Source organism: Shewanella ulleungensis (assembly GCF_014648315.1).
In the GTDB taxonomy this organism is placed as follows: Bacteria; Pseudomonadota; Gammaproteobacteria; order Enterobacterales; family Shewanellaceae; genus Shewanella; species Shewanella ulleungensis.
The window spans coordinates 1-25,183 of the sequence record NZ_BMQW01000005.1 but is presented as its reverse complement, the minus strand read 5'-3'; the positions used below and the strand labels follow the sequence as shown (position 1 = coordinate 25,183).

The following is a 25,183-nucleotide window of genomic DNA, read 5'->3' as shown; positions in this document are numbered from 1 at the left end:
TAAATTCAGCTTAATCGAGACGAAAAAGCAACCTACATTATTCCCGATCGTGCACAATGGGGCGCAATATATTCAAAAATGATAATCAGCACAATAAAAACAAAGTAACATCAGCAGATTTCAGCGTTTTGTAGACAGCAAAATCTGACTTTACACTTTTAACCATTGCGGTGTGATGTGAAGCATTGGACTAAATGTTTGATACTGTTATGTTAACGGTTATTGATTTATGGGATGAGTTGTTTGTGATTAACTTGACATATTATGTCGCAATAATAAAAAGCAACTGATATAGTAAATGCACGGCATACTCATTTATTGAGGAGGGTTTATGGAGCTTTCTAATCCGATCACAGTCTGGTTAGTGCTTGGGCTGTTATTAATGATATCGGAAATTATTGTTCCGGGTGGCATCGTCATTTTGCTTGGCGCTGCTTGTATTATTGTTGCATCGTCATTAGCGTTAGGGATTATTGACGGATTTGTACAAAGCATGACGCTATGGTTTATGGCATCAATGGTGTTATTACTTAGTTTTCGTCATGTAACTCAACGCCTTGTAGGCGGAGATGCACATGTGGCAAATACCGACGAAGAAGTCGATTTGTATAATCAGGTTGCCACAGTGAAAGAAGCAATAGGGCCAGGACAGCAAACTGGGCGAATTCATTGCTTAGGTTCCGATTGGACTGCATTAGGGGACGGCACTGAAATAAAAGTTGGTACCAAGGTAAGAATTATCTGTCGCGACAATATTGGGTTTGTGGTTGAACCCGTTATCGATTCAGTTTAGAAGTGATTGTTTAGACGTTACTATTTAGAAGTGATTGTTTAGTTATGATTGTTTAGGGATTAGTTAAATTACAAAAAGGAAGTGGATATGTTTGTGTTAACCATCGCATTTTTATTTATCATGTTTATTCTATACAAGTTGATGTTGATAGTGCCAATGCGCGAAGTGCATGTGATTGAGCGCTTAGGTAAATTTCGTACCGTATTATCGCCTGGATTTCATTTTTTAGTGCCTTTTGTGGACCGAGTGGCTTATCGACACGATACCCGTGAAGAAGTCCTCGATGTACCACCGCAAAGCTGTATTTCAAAAGATAACACTCAGTTAGAAGTTGATGGGCTGGTGTATCTTAAAGTTATGGATGGCAAATTAGCCAGCTATGGTATTGAAAACTATCGCCGTGCAGCAGTAAACCTTGCGCAAACCACGATGCGTTCAGAAATCGGTAAGCTAACCTTATCGCAAACCTTCTCTGAGCGTGACAGTTTAAACGAATCGATAGTGCGTGAGATTGATAAAGCGTCAGATCCATGGGGGATTAAGGTATTACGTTACGAGATTAAAAATATTACCCCATCACATAATGTTATTCATACCCTTGAAAAACAAATGGAAGCAGAGCGTCGTAAGCGCGCTGAGATTACCTTAGCCAACGCGGAAAAAGCGGCGATGATTAATATGTCGCAAGGCGAGCGTCAAGAAGCGATTAATCTGTCAGAAGGTCAAAAACAAAAACGGATTAATGAGGCTATTGGTACCGGACAAGAAATTTCAATCGTGGCCAATGCTAAAGCTGAAGGTATGGAAATGATATGTAAAGCATTGACCATCAATGGCGGTAACGATGCCATGAACATGTTGCTTAAAGAGCAGTTTATTGGTCAGGTAGGTAAGATTTTATCTGAGTCTCAAGTGTCTGTAGTACCTGCGGAGATGGCAAAGCTAGAAGGTTTTTTTGAAGGCATGGAGCAAGTGACTCATGCGGTAAGTAATTCACCAGCGAAAGGAGCACGCTAATGTCGATTAACGGAATTGATACTGATTTTATTGTGATGGTGATTTGGGGCGTTATTTTTGCCATTTTTGTGTTGAAACTTTTTCAATCGATTCGCTTAGTACCCACTAAATCTGCCTATATTGTTGAGCGTTTAGGCAAGTACCACAGTACTTTAGATGCCGGTTTTCATACACTTATCCCTTTTGTCGATAAAGTGGCTTACATTCATGATTTAAAAGAAGAAACTATTGATGTTCCACCGCAGGAGTGTTTTTCGAGTGACGAGGTCAATGTAGAAGTCGACGGCGTAATTTATATTTCAGTTACCGACCCGGTCAAAGCCAGTTATGGCATTACTGACTACCGTTATGCTGCTATTCAGCTTGCTCAAACCACTACCCGCTCGGTCATTGGTACGCTAGATTTAGACCGTACTTTTGAAGAACGTGATTTAATTTCGGCTAAAGTAGTAGAAGTACTGGATGAAGCTGGTTCTATGTGGGGAATGCGGGTTCATCGCTACGAGATTAAAAATATCACGCCACCAGAAACCGTTAAGAACGCAATGGAAATGCAGGTTAACGCAGAACGTGAGCGCCGTGCATTATTAGCTAAAAGTGAAGGTGATAAACAAAGTAAAATTAATCGTTCAGAAGGTGTAATGGCTGAAACGATTAACCGTTCTGAAGGTGAAATGCAGCGACGGATAAACGAAGCCGAAGGTAAGGCACAAGAGATTTTAACCTTAGCAAAAGCCACGTCAGAGTCAATTGAGCGCTTAGCGGTCGTGATTTCATCCGAAGGCGGACAAAGTGCTTTACGTATGCAACTTGGTGAGCAATACATGAAGCAACTCGATGGTCTTAGCAAGAAAGACAGTCGTATTGTATTACCCGGTAACTTGGTGAACTTTGAATACTGGATGGACAGTATTGGTTTGAAAGACGATAAAAAATAGGCGGTCAAAATTATTCATTAAGTAGGTTGTCAGCTGAGTTTAAACGTTTTGTTTTACCCATGATGACATCGTATGAATGATGTTACACGATGCTAAAAAAGGAGTCAGCATGCTGACTCCTTTTTTGTTTTTTCAGCACTCGTTTTAGATTCGTTGATCTAGTTAGGGTTAGTCGACGTTAATTAATTATGTCGCAAAGGTGTTCGATAAATACTTTGGCAACAGGTGAGAGTGTGGTGTCTTTTGGCGAGAAAATATTGATATCGGTAAATCCCGCGCTTAACTCTGGCAGTACGTTGATGAGCTGTTGATTTTCAACAGCATCCACGGCGATGACTTGGGGTAGGAGGGTAATTCCAGCACCACCTAAACAAAAGTGATACAAAGAATTGTAATCACTGCAAATGATTTTGTAGTTGGCGCTCACGTTTGTATGTTGGAAATTCCATTGATGCTCTAAAACGCCTTCTGCATCGCGATAACCAAGTAACGAGTGGTAATGTAAATCGTCAATGGTTTCTATCACCGATGAATTTTCTAAGTATAGGCAACTGGCATACATTTTTCGCTCAAAAGTCATGAGCTTTTGTTTACTAATATTTCCTTTACTCACTTCTCCAGCATTAATCATGCAGTCTAAATTTAAGCGTTTTATGTCTTGATATTGTCCTGGCACAATGAAGACTTCTAATTGTACCTGCGGGTAGGCATGTACAAAGTGGGCAATGTGTTTGTCCATTAACTTATCAACAAACGGTTGTAAGCCAATTCTTAGTTTGCCTTGCACGTCGTCGTGACGATGTTTAAATACGTCGCCAGCATGGTTTAGTTGGTTAACCAGTGGTGTTATTTGAGTTAAATAACGTTTTCCCGATGCAGTTAGGTCCATCACTCGAGTAGTGCGGGTAAATAGCGGGGCGCCAAGTTGTTTTTCTAAATCCGCAATACGCCGACTCACCAAGGCTCGACGGGTATCAAGTGATTTGGCCGCCTTAGAAAAGCTACCTAATTTAGCCACGGCAATAAACAGTTCTAAATCTTTGATGTTCAATGTGTCAGCCTAAGTAAGTCTCTTATTTTGTATAGTAATTTTCGTGATTGTTATTGTCAATTTAGTCACAATATTGCTCCAAGCTCTGCCATTCGCTGCATTCTATGTTTCTCGCTCAAATAGCTAAATTATTACACGGTTTTCTAACGCTAATTGATATGTACCCAATCAACCAAAGGATGTTCGATTTTTGCGAAAATTTATAAGCCTTTAGGCAAAGCATTGATTGCATGTAATGGTTATTCCCTTTCCAAAATCAGCTAAATTAACAAAAGTCGCAGCATAGCAGCATAAACGCGTATAAAATTTGCCCTATGGGAATTTCAGCGTATTTCCACTTCGTTGTTGCGCTAATTTATAAGATGCCTACATTACCGCGCCTAGTATTGAAAACACGGTAAAGCTCTGAAACATATATCTTCAGGTTGATTGGGTATATAATGCCTCGCAGATTTCTGGGAGGAAAAATGGACGTATCATCATTATTAGACGGCCTAAACGATAAGCAGCGTGAGGCAGTTGGCGCGCCACTTTCGAATATGTTGGTGTTAGCGGGTGCCGGCAGTGGTAAAACCCGTGTATTAACTCATCGTATTGCGTGGTTAATGCAAGTAGAACAGCAAAGTCCATATTCAATTTTAGCGGTTACCTTTACCAACAAAGCGGCTGCAGAGATGCGTGAACGCGTGGAAAAAGTGGTTGGCACTAACATGGGGCGCATGTGGATAGGCACCTTCCATGGTTTAGCTCACCGTTTATTGCGTACCCATTACCAAGACGCTAATTTACCGCAAACTTTCCAGATTATTGATTCTGACGACCAGTTACGTTTGCTTAAACGTATACTTAAGAGCCTAAATTTAGATGAGAAGCAATATCCTCCTCGTCAGGCCCAAGGTTATATCAATGGCAAAAAAGACCAAGGTTTACGCCCTAAGCATATTGATGCAGGTGGATTTCCGATTGAGCAAAATTTACTGAATATTTATAAAGTATATCAAGAGTCGTGCGATCGCGCAGGCTTGGTTGATTTTGCTGAGATTTTATTACGTGCACATGAGTTATGGCTCAACAAGCCACACTTGTTAGCGCATTATCAAGAACGTTTTCGCCATATTCTGGTTGACGAATTCCAAGATACTAACGCCATTCAATATGCTTGGATCCGTGTATTAGCAGGTAATACAGCTAACGTGATGATTGTTGGTGATGACGATCAGTCTATTTACGGATGGCGTGGTGCGCAAATTGAGAACTTGCATCGTTTCTTGAAAGACTTTTCAGGTGCACAAACTATTCGATTAGAGCAAAACTACCGCTCAACCGCGAATATTTTGAATGCCTCTAACGCAGTGATTGCCAATAACCCTGACCGTTTAGGTAAAGAGTTGTGGACCGAAGATAAAGATGGCGAACCTATTTCTGTTTATTGTGCCTTTAATGAAATGGACGAAGCCAAGTTTATTGTGGCACGTATTAGTGACTGGCAAGAAAAAGGTGGCTGCCTAAGTGAATGCGCTATTTTATATCGCTCAAATGCGCAATCACGTGTGCTCGAAGAAGCCTTTTTACATAAAGGTTTAGCGTACCGAATTTATGGTGGTTTACGCTTCTTCGAACGCCAAGAAATTAAAGATGCGATGGGCTATATGCGTCTTATCAATAACAAAGACGATGATGCAGCATTTGAACGTGTTGTGAATACGCCTGCACGTGGTATTGGCGATCGTACCTTGGATATTTTGCGCTCTACAGCCAAGCAACATCAGTTAACGCTATGGCAAGCTAGTGTACGTTTAATTGAAGAAAAAGTATTAGCTGGTCGTGCCGCCAATGCAGTACGTAGCTTTATGGAACTGATCATTTCGATGCGCACAGATACTGCCGATATGTTGCTGTATCGTATGGCTGATAGCGTGATTGAACGTTCTGGTTTACGAACCATGTACGAAGCTGAAAAAGGCGAAAAAGCCCAAGCGCGTATAGAAAACTTAAACGAGTTAGTGACGGCGGCACGTAGCTTTGAAATGCCAGAAGAGCTTGAAGATATGGGCGAGCTTAATGCCTTTTTATCACATGCGGCACTAGAAGCTGGGGAAGGTCAAGCCGATGCATTTACAGATGCTGTTCAGTTAATGACATTACACTCAGCCAAAGGGCTTGAATTCCCGATGGTCTTTATGGCGGGTGTTGAAGAAGGCTTATTTCCGAGCAAGATGGCGTTAGACGAGGGCGATCGTTTAGATGAAGAGCGTCGTTTGTGTTATGTGGGCATGACTCGTGCGATGAAAAAACTGTATATCAGTTATGCAGAATCGCGCCGTATTTACGGCCGTGAGGATTATGCCAGTCCATCACGTTTTATTAATGAAATTCCAGAAAAATTTGTTGAGCAAATACGTATCCGTGCTCAAGTTAAGCCTTCTATTAGTCAGCGTTTCCCTTCGCGAGCGGCAGATGCTGTTGCGACTAAAAAGCCTCATGGGTTTAATGATACTGGCCATAAAGTGGGCTCTAAAGTGAAACACTTTAAGTTTGGTGAAGGTGTGGTGACAAGCTTTGAAGGTTCGGGTGAAAAAGGCCGTGTGCAGGTTAATTTTGTTGATTTCGGCAGTAAATGGTTATTGGTATCACTCGCTAAGTTAGAGCGTTGTTAAGCTGTCAACATGCGAAATCATGGAGATATGACATAGATGTCATTGCAAGACAAACTTCGTGCTTATGCGCGATTAATGCGAATAGATAGACCCATAGGTACGTTGCTTTTACTTTGGCCTTGTTTAATGGCGTTAGTATTAGCAGCGCAGGGCATGCCTTATATTACTGTGCTGCTTATTTTTATTGTAGGCGTGGTCATAATGCGCGCTAACGGCTGCATTATTAATGATTATGCTGATCGCAATTTAGATGCCCATGTGGAACGCACGAATATGCGCCCATTAGTGTCGGGTGAAGTTAGTATCAAAGAGGCGCTTAGTCTATTTGTGGTGCTTGGTTTAGCTGCATTTAGTTTAGTGTTATGGCTTAATCCGCTGGTTGTACAGCTGTCAGTTGTTGGCATTATATTGACGGTTATGTACCCGTTTATGAAACGGATTACCAATATGCCACAGATGTTTTTAGGCATAGTATGGAGCTGGTCTATACCGATGGCCTATGCAGCACAGCTGGGAGAAGTCCCTGTTGAAGCTTGGTGGTTGTTTATGGCTAATTGGTGCTGGACAGTGGCTTACGACACTATGTATGCCATGGTCGATCGTGACGATGACTTAAAGGTCGGTATTAAGTCTACTGCTATTTTATTTGGTCGATTCGATAGGCAGATTATTGGTTTATTTCAACTTGCTGCTTTAGGTTGTTTCATTATGGCAGGTGTGTTGGCTGAGCGAGGACTGATTTACGCTTTAGGTATTGTGAGTTTTATTGGTTTTGCAGTTTACCAACAAGGCCTTATTTACCGCCGTGAGCGCGCGCCGTGTTTTAAAGCTTTTTTAAATAACAACTGGGCAGGAATGATACTGTTTATTTCGTTATCACTGGACTACATTTTTTAAGGTAATCTGGTGTGGGTTATGGCAAGGATGCATAAATAATATGGTATACCGCTTTTTTGGTCTTTTGCTATGTAGCTATTTCTTGATAAATAGCTTATTTGCAAGTGCTGACAGCAGCGACAATGTGCAATCCGATCCAGCGATTCAGTGGGCCGAGGCTTATGCTTCGGCCTCTGCGGTTAATATTCCTCGCACCCGCCAATTTACCCTTAAAGATGGTCGTCGTGATTATCAGGTTATGATCAAATTACCTAAAGATTATCAGCAAAATAGTACTCATCATTACCCTGTGATCTACATGACAGATGCAATGTACAGTATGCAAGTGGTATCAGGGGCAACGCGGTTTCCGATGAACAGTAATATGATGCATCAAGCCATTTTGGTCGCTATAGGCTATCAAAAGGGCAGTAAAGGTGCATCGAGTCGTATCCGAGATTACACTCCAAGCCACGATCCAAGTTGGAAGCTCAATACTGGTGAGGCAAAGCGGCATGTTCACTTTATACGCGACACTGTAATGCCCTTTGTTGAGCATCATTATCGTGTTGATACACAGCAAAATACCTTTATGGGGAATTCGTTGGGTGGGTTACTCGGTGCTTATATTTTATTAGAACAACCAACATTATTTGCCCATTATGTATTGGGCAGCCCTTCGTTGTGGTTTGACAATAAGCTATTGTTACAACAATTTATTCAAGGCTTTAATCAAATGCCAGCAATATCCGCTAAGGTATTTATTGGTATTGGCGAATTAGAAAGACCGCCCTATACTCACGATAAGCACCAAATGGTCGCCGATGCGCAAGCGTTTTATCAAATACTTCAATCCCATCCCTCCGCCAAAATGGGCATCTTACAACTGAAAATATTGGTGATCTCAGAAGCAGATCATTCAATGGCATTTCCTACGACAGCTATCCATGGCTTATCGTGGTTATTTAAACGGGCGCATTAGTTCAAGTTAAATAAAGCGAGCTCATAGGTATTGATTATTTCCTGTAACAACTTTGCACGTAACCAATGTACTTATCGATCACTTTTATTGTTATGTTAATAACTTGTTTAAATTGATATTGCCCCAATATCTTTGTTTAGAACACGGTATTAATGTAATTAAAATGGCACAAGGATGAGTATCGAATGAGAGTGACAGTGAAGTATCGGCTAGTGTTTTTAGTCTTAATGGTGTTGAGTTTTGTAATAGGTGTTCAGTGGACGCCAGAGACGCTAGCTAGCGATACCGATAAGCGAGTGTTGTACTTTATTTCTGCATTATATTTTGTGTTACTGCCTTTAAGTTATTGGTACTGCATTATTAAAAAGGGGGCACAAAAACTGTGGAAGTTGATTGTTATTTTCAGCTTAAGCAGCCTAGTTGCGCGGTTAAGTTTCCCTGCTGAAATTGCGCATTATTTTGAATTTATTGCCTGGTTACGTTATCCGATTATTGCAGTATTGCTGGTCATTGAATTGTATTTGATTGTGAGTGTGGTGCGTGGGTTGTTAAAGGTGCGTAAGCTTAAGGGCGATCCTAGAGTTGGCGCAGTTGAAACCTATCGTGAAGGTGATGATAAAAGTTTAACCATTGCGCTTATTATGGCCAGTGAGGCGACAAACTGGTTTTATTCTATTCCGTGGTTTTCACGCAATCATCCGCCTGTAATTACCAATATTAACCTTAAGAGTGCAGCGCGATGGCATGTGTTGCTTTTAATAACCGGTTGTATTGTTGCATCATGTAGCAGCTATTTATTATTGGTTTCATGGAGCGAGTGGGTAGCCATTATTGTCTCGAGTATTATTGGCTATACCTTAATGTCTATTGTGGCTAACCATCGATTGTCACGTTACTACTCGTTGTATTTAATGAGAGATAATCTTGTTATTAATAATTCTTTATGGGGATTTATGGTGGTCAATATGGCGGATATTGCCAGTGTGGAGCCTCAAGGGTCTTCTGAGTTAAATAAGGATGAACCAGGTACCATTTTAATTGGTTGCGGGCGAGGCAATGTCACCGTTACGTTAAACCGTCCGGTTGTTTATCATGGTGGTATGGGGCAGTTGCCGGAACCGATGACGGTAATTCATTTGAGTGTAGATGCACCTCAGCAGTTAATTAATGCACTTAATGATGTTAAATTATCGCAAGCGGCATAGCATTAAACAGCCATAAAAAATGCGCTGATTAAAGCGCATTCTTTTTTATTACCTTCTATAAGACGAATAAGCAGGTGTTGAACTTTTTATTAATCACGCACTAACGTAGTTAACTCTGCAGGGCGATAATATACTGATTTTAACACCTTACCTTGGCGAACAACTTTACCTGCCATTTCAACATCTTTAGCACATTTAGCAATAATAAACTCACCTTTAGTGCTGCCCACTATCTCAACACCTTGTTTGGCGTAAAAGGCGATGGTTTCATCCAATTCTTGCTGGTTACGGCACACTTTGCTCATGTTGCTGGAGTGTACTTCATCCCAGCATTGAATGAAGTCTATTTCACGGTTTTTAGCCACGTTAAGCAATAAATCGATAAGATAGCTTATCTCTAGACGATCGCTTACCTGAGACGCACCTATGTGTACTAAACGGCCCATTAAAACGTAAACTGAGTCAACAATCGCATCAGCTTGTTCAATCCGTGAGTCCGCTTCAGCCAGTTCAGTCATTTCTTCAATAATTAATGAAGTGTGCAACGTGTCGGCTTTATCATCTAAGCTAGCACTGTCGTTAACCGGTAAATCAAACGTGCTGCGAAACTCAAAAATATCGCGATATAAATGGTCATAGAGTGGCTGAGTTAATTGACTGAGTTTCATAGGATTACCTTAATGATAAATGTGACGTAATTTTAAATAAATGAGTCGTTGAATACAAAGTGTTAATCGAATAAAAAAACCGGCAAGTTTGCCGGTTCTATGACGATTTACTGACAGCTTTAGTTAACCTGATCTCAGGTTATTTAATGAATGCAAACGCATCGCCGTATAAGTGGGCTTCTTCGACACCAAGTTCACGGAATAACTCGCGTGCAGCACCAACCATGTCAAAACGGCCTGCGATATAGATGTCGTAACCGTTTAAGCTAATAAAATCATTCTTAATTTGTTCAAGCAGGTTGGCTTGTTTACCTTGCCAAGTGTCGCTAACTATTTCAACAATAGGAATAAACTCTAACCATTCATAGTCAGCATGCCATTGGCGTGCAATTTCTTGGTAGTACATGGCATCTTCGTTACGACAACCCCAATACAATTTTGTTTTGATGGTTTCACCGTTAGCAATTTGCTGTTCCACAATACTTTTTATATACGAGAAACCCGTGCCGCCGGCAATTAAAATACGCGGTCTGTGGCTGTCGCTGCGTAAATATGCATCGCCTGCAGGAGCTTCAATGTCGATGTGAGTTGATGTCTTTAAGCGTTCAACAACTTGCATTGGATAGCTTTCGCTGATTGCTGCACCAATATGTAACTCGATTAAAGCCGCGTTAGGTGCAGAGGCTATTGAAAAAGGACGTTTGTCTTTTTCACCCATAACGACACACAAGTATTGACCAGCCTTAAAGTCGAAGGCGGTTTCTGGCTTTAGCAACACTTGATAAACAGCGTCATTAAACGGGGTGACTTTTTCAATCTGACAACGAATGGTTTTCATCTAACGTCCTTTAAGGCCTTTTTATTTTGTATCAATCACTTATTTATAGCCAATAGCATCCTAATTGGATCACTCTGGTTACAGCGTAGGTCTTTCATCAATACCAAGATCATCCCAAATTTGATCTACTTTTTGTTTGACCTCAGGGTCCATCACAATCGGTGTCCCCCATTCTCGAGTAGTTTCACCGGGCCATTTATTAGTTGCATCTAAGCCCATTTTTGACCCTAAACCGGCCACTGGAGAGGCAAAGTCTAAATAATCGATAGGAGTATTATCGACTAACATGGTGTCACGCGTGGGATCCATACGGGTAGTAATGGCCCAGATGACGTCTTGCCAGTCACGACAGTTCACATCTTCATCAACAATGACAATGAACTTAGTGTACATAAATTGACGCAAAAAAGACCATGCCCCCATCATTACCCGTTTAGCATGCCCTGGATATTGTTTGCGAATAGATATGACGGCCATGCGATACGAACACCCTTCGGGCGGCAAGTAGAAATCGACAATCTCAGGGTATTGTTTGCGTAAAATTGGCACAAACACTTCGTTTAATGCTACGCCCAACATGGCGGGTTCGTCTGGTGGACGGCCTGTGTAAGTGCTGTGATAAATGGCATCTTTACGGTGGGTGATATGGGTGACGGTAAATACTGGGAACGAGTCTGTTTCGTTATAGTAACCAGTATGATCGCCATATGGACCTTCTTCAGCGGTCTCATCTGGGTCAATATAACCTTCTAAAATAATCTCGCTGGTGGCCGGTACTTCTAAATCGCAGCTGATTGCTTTGCATACTTCAGTGCGTTCTCCACGCAGTAAACCCGCAAACGCATATTCGCTCATTGAGTCTGGCACGGGCGTTACAGCGCCTAAAATAGTCACAGGATCACTGCCCAGTGCTACCACGACAGGATAACGCTCGCCTGGGTGTAGTTGTTTAAAGTCTTTAAAATCTAATGCGCCACCGCGGTGATCTAACCAGCGCATAATGAGCTTGTTTTTGCCCAATAGTTGCTGACGGTATATACCTAGATTTTGACGTTTTTGGCGCGGACCTTTAGTGATGGTTAATCCCCATGTCACGAGTGGAGCAACATCGCCTGGCCAACAATGTTGGATCGGTAAGCTGGTGAGGTCAACTTCATCACCTGTTTTGACCACTTGCTGGCAAGGCGGGTTTCGCACCGTTTTAGGCGGCATATTGAGTGCTTGCTTAAACATAGGAATTTTAGCGATTGCATCTTTAAAGCCGCTTGGTGGCTCAGGCTCTTTTAAAAAAGCCAATAATTCGCCTACTTCACGTAGTGCTAAGGGATCGTCTTTGCCTAATGCCATTGCAACGCGTTTGGGTGAACCAAATAGGTTAACCAATACAGGCATAGTGTTATTTTTAGGATTTTCAAATAGCAGCGCGGGACCACCCGATCGTAAAACACGATCAGCAATTTCAGTCATTTCTAAATAAGGGTCAACAGGATAGCTAATACGTTTTAGCTCGCCGTTTGCTTCTAAATGGTCGATGAAGCTGCGTAAGTCCTTAAAACTCATGTTTACCGCCTGAATATCAAATCCAATATTGCGCGCACTATAGCATTTTTCTAATTTAGGGTTAAGCCAAAATAGAGGATATCGACTTTATCTTGACTTAGCGTAAAATGAATATTGTCGATGACGACATTGAGGTAACCTATGCTAACAATTAAATCCCCATCATTACTGAGTGTGGTAGCGGTAAGTGCTTGTTTATTAATAAGCGTATTTGTGCCTGTTCACGCTAAGGCTCCTGTCGATTATGATCGCCTCAACCGCGAATCACATTCGGTGGGTAGCCAACATGATGTAAGACGACATTCTCAGCATCGGTCTCACCATCGAAATTCTTGGCGTTTGGGCATAGGCTTAGGATTAGGATGGAATAATGCTTGGGGATGGAGTAATGGGTTAGGCATTCACAATGGCTGGGGCCCTACTATAGGTATGAGTTGGCCCTATGGTGTTGGAATGCGTTATGGAGATCGTTATGACTATCGTCAGCAAAACGAAGGGATTTATCCTTACCGTAACGTAAATGTTGTACCAACAACACGTTACCAGGAAGTTGATGAGCCTGTGATTGTGCCTACCCGTATATCAGTACCACAGCAAACAACCACAGTGACTCAGGTTAATAAAGGTTTACGCAGCTTACCCGAGAACGCCAAAGTGATTCAGCGCGAGAGTGGTACAGTATATGAGTGGCAAGGGGTAGAGTATTATTTTGACTGGAATACTCAGACTTACGAATTGGCCAACGTTGATATGCCATGATCGCCCGCGTAATAGCAATACTCAATACTATTGTCCGCTTTAGCTTGGTACATGGCTGTGTCGGCAGCACTGATTAATTCTCTGCTACTTAATCCATGTTTAGGTAGCACACTAACACCAATGCTTGCACCCACTTCTAAGGTGTGGGGCCCAATATTAATGGGTTGTTTGATGAGATTTAATAGCTGAGTTAATTTTTGGTCGATATCGATAGGTTCGGCAATTAGATCTAGCCACACAACAAATTCATCACCTCCGAGCCGACCAACAATATCGGTGGCTCTCAGATTACTCATTAACCGCTGAGCGAGTGTGACAATAACTTCATCTCCTATACTGTGGCCTAAAGTGTCATTTATCTGTTTAAACTTATTTAAATCGATAAATAATAATGCTGCTTGATCGTCTGAACGTAAATCTCTGGCGATGGCATTATCGATTTTTTTGATAAAAGCACGCCGATTATATATGCCCGTTAGCTCGTCATGTTCGGCCAGAAAAATAAGTCGATCTTGCTGCTCTATCAATTTATGAGTTTGTCGGTCGACTTCTTGTTTTAGGCTGTCTTTTTTGACTGTGATCTGGGTTAGTGAGTGCTTCATACTATTAAAGTTACTCGCTAATGCTGACAGCTCATCGTCGTCGCTAAATACAATACGACTGGTTAAATCGCCCGATGCCAGTGCTTCCATTCCTTGATTTAAGGAATATAAGCCATGTCTAAAACGGACCAAGGTCATAAATGACCATGCGGTGATTAAAGCTGTGAGTACTAATAATACAGCTCCAACCAACCACAATAAGGTTTGTTGTTTACTTTTGGCGTGTTTAATTGATAACTGGTGCAGGTTAAACATTTCTTCGGTCATTTCTTCAATAACCATGCTGTATTTTGCTTTAAACAAGCGCTCGGCTATTAATGTACTAGCATCATCGACTTGTGTACTGTGATTACTATTTTGAGTATTAATCAGTGCTCTGACGTTGGTGTTAAGTCGATTCAGATTTTGGATAATTATTTTTTGCTGCACGTCCCAATCTATGTCTTGCGATAACTCCGCTGCCAGTTCTGCCTGACGGTTGTTAAGTTCAATAAGCCCTTGTTTATCTGTATATTCTTGATATAACCACAATTGACTGCGTAAGCTATCGATACTGAGTTGCAGCTTCATGGAGTAATTAAGTTGACGATAAATTTGTTGTTGATAATTGTGTACTTGAATAAGCGATAAACCGACAATCAACGTCAACATTGCACATAATATGGCGGTCCATTTAAGGCGTTTTGATAACATCATAACTTACCAGCCTGCCTCTTTATTATTAAAGGTTTCAAGTAGCTTGCGGTCAAATACTTGCCTGAAATCGACCCGGTTTTCTACAGGTACTAATTGATTATCAATGGCCCACTGGCTTTGAGTTTGAATATTAGAAAACAGTGCGTTACTGAGTGATAGTCTAAAAGTATAATCGGCCCATGAGTATTCGATTTGTGAAGGTGTAATATTCAAAACTTGGCTGATGATTTTTTGAGCGTGCTTTGGGTGCTTGTGGGTATATACCGTGGCATCGCTGATGGCTTTGAGTAATGCAAGTTTATGCTTTTCATCAACACTGGTATGTTTAAGCCCGATTAAATTAAATGATAGGTGATATAAACCACGGCTATTAATAATATCTGCAGCCTGCGACATATGTTCTGACAGCATGTAGCCCAGTGGTTCCCAAGCCGAAATGATATCTACTCTATCATTGAGTAATGCCGGTATAAGCTGGTCTGAGGTTAAATATACGCGATCGATAGGCAGGTGGGTCTTGTTATACATAATCAATAAAGTATCTAAAAAAAACTCGCTGGCACTGCCTTTAACAATGCCGATACGTGTGTTAGCAATATTATTCAGTTGTCGATACTTTTCTGGCGTTAAGCTGAGTAATTTAACGTCATTGTCTGATTCGACAAAGCTAGCAATTACCGAGAAGTCAGTACGTTTAAAACTATTAAACATCACTACCGTTTCAGATGATGTTGCAAAATCAACTTGTTGATTGATCAGAGCATTAAAACACTTTACACCGCCATCAAATCGCACTAATTCAACATTAAGATTGTTATCTGCAAAAAAGCCCATTTTCTCAGCTATAAAAAAAGGAGCTGATAATGGTGTGTTAGACACGGCAATGGTTATTTTTTCTTTTGATATAGCTGTTAGCGACGTTGACTTAGCTGAAAAATCACAGCTAACAATACAACATAGGATGCTAATGCCGAAGATTAAAAAAACACAGTTTTTAAACGATGCGCTCATTAATTATTTTCAATCAGTATGGGGTATGTTTAAGTGTAGTAATAGTAACAATTTTTGTTGGTAAATATTTGTGTTATTTAGCCTTTATTTAATAAAATCAAACAATAATACTAATACTTAAGTATTGTTTAGTAATCACTTTATGCGACTTATTGTTTTTATCTGCCTTAATATAACATTGGCAGCCTTATCAATTTTTTCGATTTATGCTCCTTATCTTTGCAGTAACTTAGGATAAATATTATTAAGGATCTCTTCGGCTTGTTGGAATTTAAGGTTTTTGATTGAGTGTGCTAATAATTCGTAATGAGTTGGCTCAAATGTTTTAAGAATATGGGCTATTTGAGGAAATGTATTCGTCGCATTCATATTAAATGTGCCAATTTCTTCTTGTAACGTTTGAAATAATTTCAATACGTCATCGGTAATTTCTGTCGATTGCAGGACGGCAGACTCGCTTGCAACAGGCTGTCCGCCTTGCAGTTGAGTTAACAAGCTCTGTGCGATAGGTAATGTGAGGTTTATTTGTTCAACAAGGGTGATGTAACTTTGTGCTAAATCGAAGTTCTCGGCGGTTTTTATTTCCGTTTCTTGCTGCTTCGCAAAGTGCGATAATTCAGTAAACCCCAATGTAGCTGATGAACTTTTAAGAGTATGAAACATTATTTTGAATTCATTGCTAGCATTTGTCGACAACACATCTAATCTCGCATATTGAGTTAAATCTTCCATAAACAGCTCTAGCGCTTTCAGGTAGACGATTTTGTTGTTACTCAGGCGAGATAATGCGCCTTGATAGTCGATATTCTGTTGCTCGCAATAGCCTTCAATACTGTCTTCAACAATGTTTTTATTAGGTGCATTTGTAGCGTCATCAACATTGGTTTTCATGGAATCTTCAGTAGGTCCTTCAATAGCGTCATCAGCAGAGGTTTTTACTGAATCTTCAATAGGTCCTTCAATAGCGTCATCAGTAGAGGTTGAGATGCCGGTGTTGTGACGCGGTAAACTAGGTAATGTTTGTTCAGTATTTAGACTTTTTACTGTTGTGGCGGCTAAAGGTACTTTGGTGTTTTGTACTGCGATATTTTTTACTTTTATAAAAACAAACTCAACATTATCAATACGGATTAATGTTGCCGACATCTGCACGGGTAGTGAAGGGCTATTGAGTGTATGAATTTTATATTCAAGTTCCTTGTTGCTCCCATTGAGCAAATTAAGTTTTAAGTCTTGCCATGTTTGTTCACTATCGTGCACGAGTATGCTGTCGATGTTTTGGCTTTGTATGTCTTTGCTGCTGTAGCCTAAAATCTGTTGTGCATATTTATTGCTATGAACAATATAACCGTCTTTATTCACCCACAATAAAATGTTATCCGAGCAATCCACTGCACTGCTTACTAAATACAGTTGTTTAATTAATGCATTTTTTTCGGTTAAGTCTTCGGCAACAAATACAAAACCTGTTGTGCCTAATGTGTGCTGTTTCATTGCAGAGACATGCAAATACACCTGTTTATGGTCGCCATATTTTTGCTTTATAGCGCATGATAAAGTGAGGTGGTCTTGCTGCTGTAAATGATGATGCAAAAATTTGAATATTTTTTTACTGTCTGGGGTATTAACCTCTCGCGCTCTTGTTTCACCATTTTCAATGTTGAGTAATCCGATGTCTTTTATCAGCTCAGTTAGATTACGATTGCCGACCATTTCATCGTGACTAAAACGAAGACTTTGTTCAGCACCGCTACTAAAAAAAGAAATCACACCAGATGAGTCAGTGGCAATAATGACCACTTTACTGCTGTTTAAAATGTTTTGTTGAAATAAGTTTGCTTGTTCAATTTCTAAGTTACTTTCATCAACTTGGTGTTTTAACTCACTGTTATGTTGTTGTAATTGACGTTGTAGTAATTTGAACTTAGACACGTCATTGATGGTGAAGCTAGCACCTAAAAAATGATGGTCTTTTAATAGGGGAGTGATGTCGAGCACCAGTGATCGTGCCTCTGTTTCGTTATTGGGTTGATAGGTAAACTCAATTTTGTTAACGCGCTCACCTCGAGCGACTTTTTTAAAAAAAGCTATCAAGGCATCAAGTGGAATGCTGCCACTTAAGTGATGAATGATTGGTTTTTGGTACGATGTATTACTCAAACCAAAAATAGTTTTAGCAGAATGATTCCAATTTAAGATGGCAAAACTGCTGTCTACACCGATTAAACACTCTGAGGAGTTGTCGATAAAAGAGGATAAGGATATTTTTTGCCTAATATTGTCCATTCTTCTAGTGATATAACGCAATAAACTGTGAAGTATTACAATCAATAATAATGTGGAACCCAGCGTAATGATCAATACTTGCTCTGGGTCTGCTAAGTTAAGATCTGCTATCCATTGTGTTGATGGGGTGAACGTAATTTGCCAGTCACGTCCATAAATTTGTATTAATTGTTGGTGTACATAACGACTGTCTACCGCTAATTGAGCTGACGGATCTGTGGTATTTGTCAAAGAGGAGGTGAAAAATTGGACATTATTAGTTGGGCTAATATCGGTTATCTCAAGTTTTATTCCATTGTTTTGCTCTGTCAATGTCGCTAGAATTTCATTTATTAGCAAAGGTGTATAGACCCAGCCAAGCACTTCTGGAGTCGCTAAACTCTGTGTGTTCAGAGGCTCAAAAATTGGTAGCAATAATAAAAAACCATGATTCATTTTTTTGTCTGCTTGAACCAAGGTGATAGGGGCTGTGAGTGTTGCACTGTTTGCAATAGCTGAGGATAAGGCCGCTCTACGGCGATTTTGCTCCGAGCCAATATCCAACCCTAGCGATTCCACATTAGGGCGTTCTGGCTCAATATACTGCACAATAAATAGAGGGTCTTGTGGTGAGTCTAGTTGCTTTAGCTTGAACTGTTGGTTTCGATCAAGATGTGCTTGTTGTAAGAAATCATTTAAGTCTTTTTTTTGCACGACTTTTATCACACCAAAACCACGAGTTCCTGGAAACTCTCTGGCGTAATCTCGACTTTGAAAGTAAGCTAAGTTTTGTGGGTAACGAAAGTTATCAAGGCCAACAGTGTTGATTGCACCTCGTAACCCTTGTAAGCCATACTCAAATTTATTAACTCGTTCGACCACCTCTTGACTGACTTTGTTTAGGTGTTGAGTTAAGCTGTTTTGCAGCAATACGGTATTGTGTTGCTCGGTATTGTGTTTGAGCGTAAATGCGATAAACAAGCCAATGATTAAGAGTAAAATAGAGGTTAGGTTTGCCCATTTGTAAGTATTGGACTGTGCATCCCTTTTAAACGTATTAAGCATAATGCTACCTGTTTCGAATGTGCGTCGCTGAATGAATGCTGAAAAAGCTTAATGGATTTAACCCTAACCGTTTTTTACTTGCTAATACAATGTAAATATAGACTAAGTCGTTAAAAACCTGACAATATGTATAGGGTAAATGGATGTTAAGTCATAACAAGGAGTAAGACGATCATGTTGTTGTCTGGGTTAGCTAATACCGTATATCGAATTTTGATTATTGATGACGATATTCAAAATATTTTTGTTTTAGAAGATATTTTATCTCCTTTAGGTAATATTTATTTCTCGGAGTCTGGCAGCAATGCTTTGGCTTTGGTGGATAAAATTAAGCCTGACGTCATTCTACTTGATATTGAAATGCCCGACATGGACGGGTGGCAAGTTTGTCGTGCCCTCAAATCTAACCCGCGTTACAGTGATATTCCTATTATCTTCATTACTGGGCATACCGAACCAGAATTCGAAAAGCTGGCACTTGAAAGTGGTGGTGTCGACTTTATAACTAAACCCTTTAATGCGTCTATTTGTTGTCTGCGAGTGCATACTCAACTTAAGTTTAGGCAGCAAAGCCACTTGATTGTCAAAGCGAAAGAAGAACTACAGCAACTGGTGAATCAAGTGCCGATGTTGATTACCTATTGGGATTACGAGGGGCATAACTTATTTAGTAATGATTATTCGGGTGCATGGTTTGACACCTTATCTGGTGAGGTCAATGGCAAGCATATTTCTAATGTTTTTCCAAATGAGCTCAGTCGTGCGGTGCTAATACATCAACAAGAAGTCACAGCAGAACCATTGAAATACATCGTCACTGTAACCGATAAACCGGGCATGAGCTTCTATGAAGTTTTTCAGTCAAGAATGAAATCAAGCGCTGGTGTTGATGGTTACTTAGTGACTGTTGTTGATGTCTCTGAAGTTAAACATGCAAAACAAGCCTTATACTCAGAAAAAGAACGTTTACGCGTCACGCTAAACTCTATTGGCGATGCTGTGATTGCCACTGATACCAAAGGGCTCATTACCTTTATGAACCCGATAGCTGAACGTATGACTGGTTGGCGCATTAAAGACGCGTTGCACCAAAAAATTGAAACCGTGATGCAACTGCGTGACGCCAACACTCGACATACGTTACTCAATCCACTTTACATCGCGCTGCGTGAACAACGTATTGTGGCGATGGCATTAAATAGTCAGCTAACAGCTCGAAGTGGCCAAGTGTTTGCTGTTGAGGATTCGGCTGCACCTATTCGTAACGAAAACGGTGAAGTGATCGGCGCCATTATGGTGTTTCATGATGTGAGTGAAACGATGGCGATGGCGATGAAGATGAGCCATTTGGCAAACCATGACCAACTAACCGATTTACCCAATCGCATTTTATTACAGGACCGCCTAAGTGTAGCTTGTTCAACGGCGCAGTCTTTTGGTACTAAAGCGGCTGCATTACTGGTCGATATCGACCACTTTAAATACTTAAATGATTCACTTGGGCATCAACTGGGTGATGAAATGATTTGTTTAATGGCGCAGCGTTTGCGTTCGTTAATTCCACCTTCGTATACACTTGCAAGACTCGGTGGTGATGAGTTTGTTATTTTGATGAGTGACACTCACTCTGTTGAAGCTTCATCAGTGTTAGCCTCTAAATTGGTTGAGGCAATGCATGAGCCCTTTATTTTAGCCGATCAAAAATTCAGTGTGTCGATCAGTATCGGGATTAGTGTTTACCCAAACGATGCTGCCGACGCCGAAGAGTTAATGCGCCATGCCGATGTCGCGATGTACCGAGCTAAACAAGAAGGCCGAAATCGGTTTAGCTTTTTCTCTCATGACTTAGAAAGTAGCATTCGCGAACGACACCAGTTAGAAACTTGCTTACGCAATGCGATCGCTAATGATGAACTTCTTGTGCATTACCAGCCCAAATTCGATCTGGCCACAAAGAAAATTATTGGGGCAGAAGCATTAGTGAGGCTGGTGGGCGCTGATGGGGTATATATTTCACCGACAGAATTTATTCCGTTAGCCGAAGAGACCGGATTAATTATCAAGCTGGGTAAGCAAGTGTTGTTTAAAGCCTGTGCAGAAGCCAGACGCTGGCTTGATTTGGGACTAGTTATCCCTGTGTCAGTTAACGTTGCTGTAGCACAATTTTCTGATCCTAATCTTGCCAATATGATTGAAAAAGCCTTAACAGATTATCAGTTGCCTGCTGATTTACTTGAACTTGAAATTACAGAAACGGCGTTAATGATTGATGCCGCTGAAATGCAAACTAAATTAAGTCAGTTAAAGTCATTAGGTATTAAGATTTCGATTGATGACTTTGGCACAGGATATTCAAGTTTATCTTACTTGAAAAAGTTTAATGTTGATGTGATGAAAATTGACATGTCATTTGTTAAAGACATGCTCAATAATAAACATGATTATGAAATTGTAAAAACGATTATTTCATTAGGAAAATCAATGTCACTTGCGTTAATAGCTGAAGGCGTAGAAACCGAAGAACAGCGCCAGGCATTACTCGAACTTGATTGTACTATGGGGCAGGGGTATTTATTGAGCCGCCCATTATCTGCAAAAGACTTTAATACTTTTTTGTTAGCGAGCGAAAGCTAAAGGAAGACTATGTTCAAACAATGGTTTGACAGAAGTAATAAGGCTAGATACCAAACATTGTCTTACTTAGGTTATTTTGTCATTGGGTGCTGTTGTTTGATGTTTTATTTGGTGTTTTCTAATTTTGCCAAACAAACAATTATCGATAACAATAAAAAAACGTTGGTACAGTTGAGTCATACCGCTGCACAAGAGATGACAAATGTCTTTAATGTGTATGTTAACAAGGTATTGTTTTTACATTCTACTGCTTCTGTCAGTGGTATAAGTAGAACCATGCAACATGGCGATATAGACCCTATAGACGGCACTACAACTTTACAATGGACGCGCCGTTTACAAGATATGTTTACCGCGTTTATTCAAACTAACCCCGAAGTACGTCAATTACGCTTTATTAGTCGCTTAAATAACGGTCATGAAGTTGTTCGAGTTGAGCAGCGTAATGGCAAAATTGTGGTGGTGCCTGAGGGCTTGTTACAAGATAAGGGCGATACCGATTATTATTTGGATATTGCAGCTTTAAATTCTAATGAACATTATATTTCTGATATCAGTTTAAACCGCGAGTATGGGGTAATTGAAACACCAACTTGGCCGACATTTAGAGTCGCAAGGTCGATACTTGACGATAACGGTGATTTTTTTGGTTTTGTTATCGCTAATATTGACGCCAGCTTATTGCTTGAACAGCTACAAAGAGACTTTAAACATTCGTTGTTTGATTTGGTTATTTTAAACTCTAATGGTTACTTTATCGCAGCCCCAAATCAAGCATTGCGATTTGGGTTTGACTTGCAGATCCCTGATGCCACATGGCAAGCACAAACCGGCAATACTCCACTGCCGACTTTAGGTAGCATTCAACCAGTTAAGATGGATAAACAAGATTATTGGTCTATTGGTGAAACGATTTCTTTATCGACTGTTGAAGATCGGCAATTAACGGTAATCGGTTTATTTCCAAAAACAGCGGTTGATACATTATGGCAACCTCAACGCAATTTAATGCTGCTGTTGATGCTGGTTATTTACGGCATAGTTGTAATCATTATTCTTGTATATCAAAAATACGTGAACAAAATTATTGTCTTGTATGACAATCAATCATTGTATCAAGCCATTATTGCCGGTTCTTCGGATGCCATTATTAGTATTGATCGTCAAGGGCTCATACTCAGCTGGAATGAATCAGCAACATTTTTGTTTGGTATTGCACAAGGCCAGGCAATCAAGAGCAACTTATTAGACATTATTGATGAAACTGTAAGTGAAGCAACGAATGAAAAGATATTGAACCACGGTTTAATTGCTGATGTATTTGATGCCAAAGAGCATACGATAGTCACGGTTGAGTCTGCATTTAATGGGGGACAAAGCAAAGTATTAACCGTGAGTTTATCACCAGTGATCGCCGTTAACTCAAAACAAATAAGCAGTATTTCTGCGATTATTCGTGATGTAACTGATTCGAGACGCAGTGAGAAAAAAATTCTGCAAATGAACGAATCGTTAGAGCAACAAGTCATTGCTCGGACTCAAGAGCTTGAAGCTGCAACGGCTGAAGCCATCTCTGCTAATCAATTAAAGAGTGAGTTTGTTGCCAATATTAGTCACGAAATACGCACTCCATTAAATGGTATCAGTGGTTTGGTTGAATTACTCAAGCGGGAGTATTTATCTGAGAAACAGCTTAGTTATTTAATGATGACTAAAAATAGCATTGCTACGTTAACTGTGTTGATAAATGACTTACTGGATTTATCTAAAATTGAATCGGGTAATTTACAGGTTGAACTAGACTCTTTCGATTTACTCGAAAACGTTTGCGGCGTCATGAATATGATGTCGATTAGAGCAGAAGAGAAAGGCTTAATTCTATTGCTCGACAGCGTTGAGCTAAGGCACAGAAAGTTAATTTGTGACCCTTATAGGATCAAACAAATTTTGGTTAACCTTATTGGTAATGCGATTAAATTTTCAGTACAAGGCCATGTGATTGTAAAGGTGAGTACGCGTGCTTTTGACGATCAACCCGACAATATTAATGTTGAATTTTCAGTGACTGACAATGGCATTGGGATAACCAAAGCGCAGCAGAAAAAATTATTTAAACCTTTTATTCAAGCTAACGGCTCTATCACGCGTGACTTTGGTGGCACAGGGTTAGGACTCTCTATTTCGAAGCAACTTGTCACATTACTGGGTGGCGATATTGGAGTGAGTAGTGTTTTAGATCAAGGGAGTACTTTCACGTTTAACGTGTGTGCTAAACAAAATCGCGACATAAACAATAAACCCGTTGTGTTACCTATGGCGAATCAATCTGTATTGATTTTTATTGCAGATAAACTAACGGCTAGTTTGATGCAAAAACATTGTGAGTCATGGTCTGTCAATGTGACCCTCATTCAATCTTATCAACAACTTGTCGAAGCGAATGCACAGCAACATGTCGATGTGGTGATTGTTGATAATAGCTTAGTGGTGGGCCAGACTAAGCAATGGGTTAAGCATTACCAAGCAGCCAATGGTGCTCTGTTGTTAATGATTGGCCGCGACGAAGTGGATATTGCAGTTCTTGAAAATGCTTGTTGTAAACATCTAATCAAACCTGTATTGCCTATTCAGCTGATGGATGTTTACAGTAAACTGTTAAGTGAAAATAGTGAAAGTGCTTCTTTATTACCGCAACGTGATGACAATCTAGCTCCAGAAACCAAAGATAAAAAGTACAGTGTTTTAGTCGTTGATGATAACCAAATTAATCGCATTGTTGCCGAAGGGTTATTAGAAGAATTACCTGTCATTGTCCATACTGCAAATAATGGCGCTGAAGCGATAACCTTTTTGAAGAACATCAGACATAAAAATGAGTTGCAGTTAGTCTTAATGGACGGGCAAATGCCTATATTGGACGGCTATAAAGCCACAGAGCTTATCCGTAAAGGGGATGCTGGCGATGTTATGGCTGAAGTGACTATTATTGCGATGACAGCAGATGCTATGGCTGGCGATCGCGAAAGGTGCTTAAGCATAGGAATGAATGACTTTATATCTAAGCCGATAGATAAAGGGGCCTTTTTACACAAGGTAATGTATTGGCTAGAGCAAACCGAAACGCGTTAAATAGCATTAAGATTGACAATAACATCACCTTTATTGATTGATAAAATAAAAGCCCCAGAGCATCCATTGCTGTGGGGCTTTCGTTTGCATTGCCTGTGCTTTTTTATGGTTATTGCTTAAGCTCTTTTATCCTTCTTAGAGGATATTATTTGTGGCTCTAGCTCAATTCTGCCAATGGCATGAATAAAAATGACGTTATTGGATATAGAGTCTGGGGACCCAATAACGCCTGAACTGTTGTGTTAACGCCTTGCTACTCGTCCTGAATAAACGTGCAATTAACGGTAAAAAAATAAAGCGGCAAGGATGTAAGATGTTGTGCGCTTATTGTTATTAGTCTGTTTGCTGTGCTATCGACGTGCTGGGGGCTAGTTGATAATACGGTCAAACATCCTTGCCATAACATGGGTAGAGTTGCGTTAAATCATCGACGCAGC

17 protein-coding genes are annotated in these 25,183 nt (G+C 40.3%); 10 read left to right on the top strand and 7 right to left on the bottom strand.

All coding sequences use genetic code 11. The features are described from left to right. The first annotated feature begins 331 nt into the window (after window positions 1-331). The 3 genes from IEY40_RS10870 to IEY40_RS10860 all read left to right on the top strand — a co-directional run bounded on the left by IEY40_RS10870 (window position 332) and on the right by IEY40_RS10860 (window position 2,748). On the top strand, window positions 332-793 hold the full coding sequence (locus IEY40_RS10870) for an NfeD family protein (RefSeq protein ID WP_188956066.1): 462 nt from the start codon (window positions 332-334) through the stop codon (window positions 791-793). Between the two features lie 87 nt (window positions 794-880). Beyond that, window positions 881-1,810, top strand: coding sequence for an SPFH domain-containing protein (locus tag IEY40_RS10865; RefSeq protein WP_188956064.1), 930 nt, complete (start codon window positions 881-883; stop codon window positions 1,808-1,810). After that, a complete protein-coding gene (locus IEY40_RS10860; RefSeq protein WP_188956062.1) occupies window positions 1,810-2,748 on the top strand; it encodes an SPFH domain-containing protein in 939 nt (312 codons plus the stop codon). The genes IEY40_RS10865 and IEY40_RS10860 overlap by 1 nt, the downstream gene beginning before the upstream one ends. 178 nt (window positions 2,749-2,926) lie before the next feature. Here the strand turns inward: IEY40_RS10860 and IEY40_RS10855 are convergent, their stop codons facing one another. Further along, window positions 2,927-3,799 carry a LysR family transcriptional regulator gene (locus IEY40_RS10855; protein WP_188956060.1) on the bottom strand — a complete coding sequence of 291 codons (873 nt, stop codon included), beginning with the start codon at window positions 3,797-3,799 and terminating at the stop codon, window positions 2,927-2,929. Between the two features lie 467 nt (window positions 3,800-4,266). On the opposite strand from IEY40_RS10855, the gene uvrD reads away from it, so the two are divergent. From uvrD to IEY40_RS10835, 4 genes are all read left to right on the top strand, one after another. Next, on the top strand, window positions 4,267-6,456 hold the full coding sequence (gene uvrD / locus IEY40_RS10850) for a DNA helicase II (RefSeq protein ID WP_188956058.1): 2,190 nt from the start codon (window positions 4,267-4,269) through the stop codon (window positions 6,454-6,456). A gap of 36 nt (window positions 6,457-6,492) precedes the next feature. Beyond that, window positions 6,493-7,353: a 4-hydroxybenzoate octaprenyltransferase gene (ubiA, locus tag IEY40_RS10845; RefSeq protein ID WP_188956056.1), complete on the top strand. Its 861-nt coding sequence runs from the start codon at window positions 6,493-6,495 to the stop codon at window positions 7,351-7,353. A gap of 40 nt (window positions 7,354-7,393) precedes the next feature. After that, on the top strand, window positions 7,394-8,314 hold the full coding sequence (locus IEY40_RS10840; protein ID WP_188956054.1) for an alpha/beta hydrolase: 921 nt from the start codon (window positions 7,394-7,396) through the stop codon (window positions 8,312-8,314). A 185-nt stretch (window positions 8,315-8,499) separates the two neighbouring features. Then, the gene (locus IEY40_RS10835) at window positions 8,500-9,519 is read left to right on the top strand and encodes a hypothetical protein (protein WP_188956052.1); all 1,020 of its coding nucleotides are present in this window, start codon (window positions 8,500-8,502) and stop codon (window positions 9,517-9,519) included. Between the two features lie 89 nt (window positions 9,520-9,608). On the opposite strand, the gene IEY40_RS10830 is transcribed toward IEY40_RS10835, so the two are convergent. The 3 genes from IEY40_RS10830 to ubiD all read right to left on the bottom strand — a co-directional run bounded on the left by IEY40_RS10830 (window position 9,609) and on the right by ubiD (window position 12,585). Continuing rightward, on the bottom strand, window positions 9,609-10,187 hold the full coding sequence (locus tag IEY40_RS10830; protein WP_188956050.1) for a nucleoside triphosphate pyrophosphohydrolase family protein: 579 nt from the start codon (window positions 10,185-10,187) through the stop codon (window positions 9,609-9,611). 139 nt (window positions 10,188-10,326) lie between these two features. Then, window positions 10,327-11,025, bottom strand: coding sequence for an NAD(P)H-flavin reductase (gene fre / locus IEY40_RS10825; RefSeq protein ID WP_188956048.1), 699 nt, complete (start codon window positions 11,023-11,025; stop codon window positions 10,327-10,329). A 78-nt stretch (window positions 11,026-11,103) separates the two neighbouring features. Next, window positions 11,104-12,585, bottom strand: a complete 1,482-nt coding sequence (ubiD, locus tag IEY40_RS10820) for a 4-hydroxy-3-polyprenylbenzoate decarboxylase (RefSeq protein WP_188956046.1) — start codon at window positions 12,583-12,585, stop codon at window positions 11,104-11,106. 141 nt (window positions 12,586-12,726) lie between these two features. Between ubiD and IEY40_RS10815 the strand changes: the two genes are divergently transcribed. Beyond that, a complete protein-coding gene (locus IEY40_RS10815) occupies window positions 12,727-13,344 on the top strand; it encodes a hypothetical protein (protein WP_188956044.1) in 618 nt (205 codons plus the stop codon). Here the strand turns inward: IEY40_RS10815 and IEY40_RS10810 are convergent. From IEY40_RS10810 to IEY40_RS10800, 3 genes are all read right to left on the bottom strand, one after another. Next, window positions 13,314-14,642: a GGDEF domain-containing protein gene (locus tag IEY40_RS10810; RefSeq protein ID WP_188956041.1), complete on the bottom strand. Its 1,329-nt coding sequence runs from the start codon at window positions 14,640-14,642 to the stop codon at window positions 13,314-13,316. The two genes, IEY40_RS10815 and IEY40_RS10810, sit on opposite strands and share 31 nt — an antisense overlap. A 3-nt stretch (window positions 14,643-14,645) precedes the next feature. Then, window positions 14,646-15,521 (bottom strand): ABC transporter substrate-binding protein, encoded by an 876-nt coding sequence (locus tag IEY40_RS10805; RefSeq protein ID WP_188956039.1) that lies wholly within the window; start codon window positions 15,519-15,521, stop codon window positions 14,646-14,648. A 345-nt stretch (window positions 15,522-15,866) separates the two neighbouring features. Beyond that, complete coding sequence (locus IEY40_RS10800) at window positions 15,867-18,983, bottom strand: CHASE domain-containing protein (protein ID WP_188956037.1); 3,117 nt, start codon at window positions 18,981-18,983, stop codon at window positions 15,867-15,869. Window positions 18,984-19,157: 174 nt separating this feature from the next. On the opposite strand from IEY40_RS10800, the gene IEY40_RS10795 reads away from it, so the two are divergent. Together IEY40_RS10795 and IEY40_RS10790 are read left to right on the top strand one after the other, a co-directional pair. Next, window positions 19,158-21,617 carry an EAL domain-containing protein gene (locus IEY40_RS10795; RefSeq protein WP_188956035.1) on the top strand — a complete coding sequence of 820 codons (2,460 nt, stop codon included), beginning with the start codon at window positions 19,158-19,160 and terminating at the stop codon, window positions 21,615-21,617. Window positions 21,618-21,626: 9 nt separating this feature from the next. Then, window positions 21,627-24,746 (top strand): ATP-binding protein, encoded by a 3,120-nt coding sequence (locus tag IEY40_RS10790; RefSeq protein WP_188956033.1) that lies wholly within the window; start codon window positions 21,627-21,629, stop codon window positions 24,744-24,746. Window positions 24,747-25,183 lie beyond the last annotated feature (437 nt).